Source organism: uncultured Campylobacter sp., from assembly GCF_938018035.1.
GTDB lineage: Bacteria > Campylobacterota > Campylobacteria > Campylobacterales > Campylobacteraceae > Campylobacter_B.
On the sequence record NZ_CALIJF010000229.1, the window covers coordinates 1 to 5,655 of the forward strand.

The following is a 5,655-nucleotide window of genomic DNA, read 5'->3' on the forward strand; positions in this document are numbered from 1 at the left end:
TCCGCACCTGCAGTGCAGCTTCCGTGCGGCGTGCTACCGTTTGGAATTTTTGGAAGCAAGCAAATAGATGAGGTAAATTTGCTAAGCGCGATGCAAGAAAGCGGCTCGAGCGTGATCGTTTACGGCGCAGACGTGGGCGAGAGCACGCGCGAAGCGGTGGAGCTTATCAATGGAATTTCGCGCGCGATCTACGGCAAGGACGCGGTATTTTTAGCGCGAAATTTAACCGAGCTGCAAGAAGCGCTAAAGTGGGCGCAAAGCTCTCGGCCGTGGGCGTTTAGCCTAAATGAGCAGGGTCTTAGCAAGAAAGAAATTTTTTCCAAACGCGTAAGCGCAATGGTCGGCGATGGTAGCTTCGGCGTCGTAAAAAGCGGAGAGTTGCTAAAATTTGGCAAAGTAAGCATAAACGAAGCAAGCTGCACGCTCTGCCTTAGCTGCGTGGGCGCCTGTAATACCGGCGCTCTGTATGCCGACAACAGCGACAATTCGATTAAGTTCAACGCTTCGCTTTGCACGACGTGCAACTACTGCGTGCTAAGCTGCGCCGAAAAGGATACGATCGAGCTTGAGCCTTGCGGCGTGGAGCTTGAGCCGGGATTTTTTAATTACAAAATGCTAGCCAAAGACGAGCTTTTTAAGTGCATCGAGTGCGGTAAGGAATTTGCGACGAGCAAAGCCGTGATGAAGATCGCGGATATGATGGGCGCGCATTTTGCAAACGAGCCTGAAAAGATGAAGACTCTTTTTTGCTGCGGCGATTGCAAGGCGAAAATAATGATAAAAAAGCAGATAGAAGATGCTAGAAAAGGGGCAATGTAATGGATGCGAATCTACTTCAAGCAAGAAGCTACTACTACGAATTTTTTGCAATTCCGTTTTTTTTCTATGAAATGGATGCGAAATTTAAGCGCTGGAAGGAGCAACTGGAGTTTTTACGTAGCTCGCCCATCGTGTCTAGCGATGAGGCGGAATTTCAAAATTTGGCGAAATTCGACTTTGCTGCGTTTAAAAGCGAGCAAAATTCCGTGCTTTTTGATTTTTCATACGCCAATGTGCCGATGAGTGCGAGCTTCTACGACGAAGGACGCGACGATGGGCGTATGCGTGTCGCGGTAATCGACGTGCTAAAAAAGAGTAAATTTCGCCGTAATATGGAGCTTTGCAAGGAGTGCGAGGATTATGTGGGATTTATTTTTTACCTGCATTCGACTCTGCTACGCGACGCGGCTGCAAAACACAGCGCGGTTTTAAACGGACAAAATTCCGTGGCAAACGAGCAAAATTTTACGAATAGCGCGAGCTTGACGGCGCAAGACGGAAAAAATTCTGTAGATTCGCATGGCAGTAAAAATTTTATAGGCCCGCAGGATGGTAAAAATACTGCGAGCGCGCAATGCGCTAAAAATTTCATCGGTGCGCAAGATGGCGAAACGCTGGCGTTAGAGCTTTTTACGAATGTCACCAACAGCTTTGTGGATGAGTTTAGCGAGCTTTTGTGCGGGCATGTGCGGGCGGATTTTTTCAAATCATTAGGCGCACTAATGAGAAGCTTTTTTGCGCTTGAGCGCTCGCTTTTAGCTATAGCTGCTCCGCAAAAGAAAGATCGTAGCGTCGTTAAAGAAGCGATCAAAAAAGGCGGCTATCAAAATAAATTTACCAATCCGGAAGATATTTTTAATCTGGATTGATAAATAAAATTTTTAACGGAAATCTTAACGCGAAAGCAGAATTTCGGTTAAATTTTAAACTCGCAAACTCTAGTTTTTCGAGTAGTTTTTTAGTTAGAACTTTATATTTTGAATTTTAAATAAAATTTAAAAAGTAACTTAAAATTTAATTTCCATCTCACTGCCTTTTCGTTATAATTCATTAGATTTAAATCCTGTAACAGGCGTTACTACAATAAAAGATTTAAAGCGATTTCTTCACAAAGGAAAACCATGGAGAACAAACGCAGGGATTTTCTTAAAAAATCTCTAAAAATCGGCGCAGTAGGTGCCGTGGGCGTTGCCGCGTCTCAGGCTCTAGCGAAAAGCGAGCAGGACTATGGCGATACCGTTCGTGGCAAATCACCGAAAAAAGAGGTGCTTTACTGGGAGAGTGAAGCGTGGAAAAAATACTATAAAGTAGCTTACTAGGAGAATTTTCATGAGTGAGAATGCGATCGGAAGGAGATCGTTTTTGAAACTCGCCGCTTTAGGAGCGAGCAGCGTAGCTGCGTTTGGCGAAAATAATACGCTAAGAGTCGCTACTGAGCAAGAGATCAAAAACCCATTTCCAGGTTCCGTTATGAAGCGAACGATATGTTCGATCTGTTCCGTAGGCTGCGGTATCGAGGCTCAAGTGGATGAGAGCACCAATACCTGGATTCGCCAAGATATGGCAGTAGATCACCCGATCTCGCAAGGCAGCCACTGCTGTAAGGGAATCGATCAAATCGATTTAACCAAATCTAAAATGCGTCTTAAATATCCACTCAAAAAGGTTGGTGGCAAGTGGGAGCGCATAAGTTGGGAGCAAGCCGTTAACGAAATCGGCGATAAAATGCTTCAAGTTCGCAAAGAGGACGGCCCAGATAGTGTGGTATTTCTGGGCTCGGCTAAATTTTGTAACGAGCAGGCATATTATTTTAGAAAATTTGCAGCCTTCTGGGGTACGAACAGCAACGACCACGTAGCCAGAATTTGACATAGCGCAACAGTCGCCGGTGTGGCGAATACTTGGGGTTATGGAGCTATGACAAATCACGTAGGCGATATGGCGAAAAATTCTAAAATGATCCTTTTCATAGGTGCGAATTCTGCGGTTGCAAATCCCGTGGGGGCTATGAAGCATGCTCTTCAAGCTCGCGATAGAAACGGCGCGAAAATCGTTGTAGTTGATCCAAATTTTACTAGAACTGCGGCTAAGGCCGATATGTATATTAGAATTCGTCCGGGAACTGATATAGCGTTTGTGTACGGAATGCTGCATCTAATCTTTAAAAACGGCTGGGAAGATAAGGAGCTAATAAAAACCAGAACCTACGCTGTAGAGGAGATCAAGGCGGAAGCTGAGAAGTGGGATCCTAAAGAGGTAGCCAATGTTACTGGTTGCAAAGAAGAGGAACTGATAGAATTTACTAGGATGTTTGCTACCACAAAGCCCGCTACTTTATGCTGGGCTCTAGGCATTACACAGCACTCGATCGGAAGTTCTAATACTAGAATTTTGGCTCTTTTGCAGCTCATACTAGGCAATATGGGCAAGCCGGGCGGCGGCTGCAACATCCTTCGAGGCCATGATAATGTTCAGGGCGCTACCGATATGTGCAATCTCTCCGATAGCTTACCTGCGTATTACGGGCTAGCCGATAACGCTTGGAAGCACTTCTGCAAGGGCTGGGGCGTAGATTACGAGCAGTTTATTAAAAGATTTGCCGTCTCTACTAAGCAGCCGCACGAAAAGCAGGGTGAAAAAGTGCCTGGTACGAATTTTACCGAGTATTTTCACTACGATCCGAGCATCGAGCAAGATGTGATAAACTGGCGCAACGAAAAGGGCTTTTCGCTATCTAAATGGTGGCAGGGCGTTTTGAAAAACGAGCCCGTTTTAAGTAGTGGCAATGTCCGCGTTCTTTGGGTGCAAGGCACAGGAATTACTTCTATGGCTCACGTTCGCGAGACCCAAGAAGCATTAGGCAAGATCGATATGCTGGTAGTCGCCGAGCCATTTTTAAACGAAGTGGCGATTCTAAACGATAGACCGGATGGAATTTATGTTTTGCCGGTAGCTACGCAGTTTGAAAGCGAAGGTCATCTAAGCGCTACAAACCGCAGTGGTCAGTGGAGAACTCAGATCGTTAAGCCGCTATTTGAGAGCAAAGAGGATCAGGAGGTAATGTTTTTATTCGCGAAAAAATTCGGCTTTTACGACGAATACGTTCGCGGCATGAAGATGGGCATCGTTGATGGCGAGCTTAAGCAGGTTAAAGACGATTTTGTTTGGCCTGACGACGCTACCGATGAGATCGCACGCAATACTCAAAGTATTGGAAATAACGGACGCACCGCAGCTAGATTTCGCAGACAGCAGAAGAACTGGCATCTATTTGATCCCGATACCCTGCGCGGCATAGGTGGCGAGGTCGAGGGCGAATACTATGGGCTTCCATGGCCTTGCTGGGATACGCAACACCCGGGCACGCCGATTCTTTACGACGTAACTAAGCCTTATGCCGACGGCGGTATGGGATTTAGGAACCGCTTTGGCTTAGAGCACGACGGCGTTTCGCAGCTAGCCGACGAGAGCATTACACTTCCGGGATCAAAAATTCAAGGCGGTCATGCAGAGATTACCAAGGCAAATATCGAACAGGTTTTAGGCATTACGCTAAGCGAGGATGAAAAAGCCAAGATGGGGCCTACGTGGAGCACAGATTATAGCGGTATCATTGCTAAAAAATGTCGCGAGTTTGGAATTTGTCCTTGCGGAAACGCAAGAGCAAGAGCGAAGGTTTGGCAGTTTGCGGATCAAATTCCGAAGCATCGCGAGCCGATCCACTCGCCTAGATGGGATTTGGTGGAGAAATATCCGACCTTTGCGGATCAAAAACGAAATTTCCGCGTCTTTACGAGATTTATCTCCGAGCAGAAAAAGCAGGATTGGAGCAAGGACTTCCCTACTATCGTAAGCTCGTTAAGGCTTGTAAATTTAAGTGGTGCGGGCATGATTGAGCGCACGAGCAAGTATCTTTCGGCGATTACTCCGGAGATGTTTGCACACGTAAATCCTAAGCTTGCCGCTGATAAAGGTATCAAAGATGGTGAGATGATGTGGATTCATTCGCCGCAAGGCACGAAGATCAAAGTCAAGTGCATCTATTCGCACGCCGTTACGCCCGATCGTATTGTTATGCCGTATAACTTCGCGGGAATTTTCCAGGGCGAGGATCTAAGCGAGCGCTATCCTGAGGGCACTAAGCCATATATCAGAGGCGAGAGCTCAAATACGATTACCAACTACGGCTTTGACATAAATACGCAAATTTCGGAATTTAACGCCGGTCTTTGCAGACTAGAAAGAGCATAAGGAGATAAAATGCCGGCAAGATTAAAATTTTACGTCGATGTCGAGCGTTGCATCGCTTGCTATGGTTGCCAGGTAGCCTGCAGCTCGGCACACGAGGTTCCCGTGCAGATCAATAGGCGCAAGGTTATCACCCTAAACGAGGGCATAGAGGGGCAGGAGGTTTCAAGCTCTATCGCTTGCCAACACTGCACCGACGCGCCTTGTGCACAGGTTTGTCCGGTTCAATGCTTCTATATCAGAACCGACGGCGTCGTTTTACACGATAAAGATAAATGTATCGGCTGCGGATACTGCCTCTATGCGTGTCCGTTCGGCGCTCCGCAATTCCCTAGAGACGGAGCTTTCGGTATCAAAGGCGCGATGGATAAGTGCACTATGTGCGCGGGTGGACCGGAGCCTACGTTTTCGCACGAGGAACTGCATAAATACGGTCAAAACCGCATCGCAGAGGGCAAGGTTCCGATGTGTGCGGCGATCTGTTGCACGAACGCTCTAATCGTGGGCGACGCGAGCAGAGTTTCGGATGTTTATCGCAAGCGCGTACTTACGCGCGGCGTGAGCCTATAAGATTGTGGAATTTTAAAC

The 5,655-nt window shown here is 47.0% G+C and carries 5 protein-coding genes; all 5 read left to right on the plus strand.

Annotated elements, in window-relative coordinates; all coding sequences use genetic code 11:
• Positions 1-819 (plus strand): 4Fe-4S dicluster domain-containing protein (locus tag Q0257_RS06975; protein ID WP_366517502.1); only part of this gene is annotated, 819 nt, incomplete at its 5' end.
• Positions 819-1,688: a molecular chaperone TorD family protein gene (locus Q0257_RS06980; protein ID WP_298023285.1), complete on the plus strand. Its 870-nt coding sequence runs from the start codon at positions 819-821 to the stop codon at positions 1,686-1,688. The genes Q0257_RS06975 and Q0257_RS06980, both read left to right, overlap by 1 nt.
• Before the next feature lie 252 nt (positions 1,689-1,940).
• Positions 1,941-2,138 carry a twin-arginine translocation signal domain-containing protein gene (locus Q0257_RS06985; protein ID WP_005871103.1) on the plus strand — a complete coding sequence of 66 codons (198 nt, stop codon included), beginning with the start codon at positions 1,941-1,943 and terminating at the stop codon, positions 2,136-2,138.
• A 10-nt stretch (positions 2,139-2,148) separates the two neighbouring features.
• Positions 2,149-5,070 carry a formate dehydrogenase subunit alpha gene (locus tag Q0257_RS06990; RefSeq protein ID WP_298023288.1) on the plus strand — a complete coding sequence of 974 codons (2,922 nt, stop codon included), beginning with the start codon at positions 2,149-2,151 and terminating at the stop codon, positions 5,068-5,070.
• Between the two features lie 9 nt (positions 5,071-5,079).
• A complete protein-coding gene (gene fdh3B / locus Q0257_RS06995) occupies positions 5,080-5,637 on the plus strand; it encodes a formate dehydrogenase FDH3 subunit beta (protein WP_297902700.1) in 558 nt (185 codons plus the stop codon).
• The last annotated feature ends 18 nt before the right edge of the window (positions 5,638-5,655 follow it).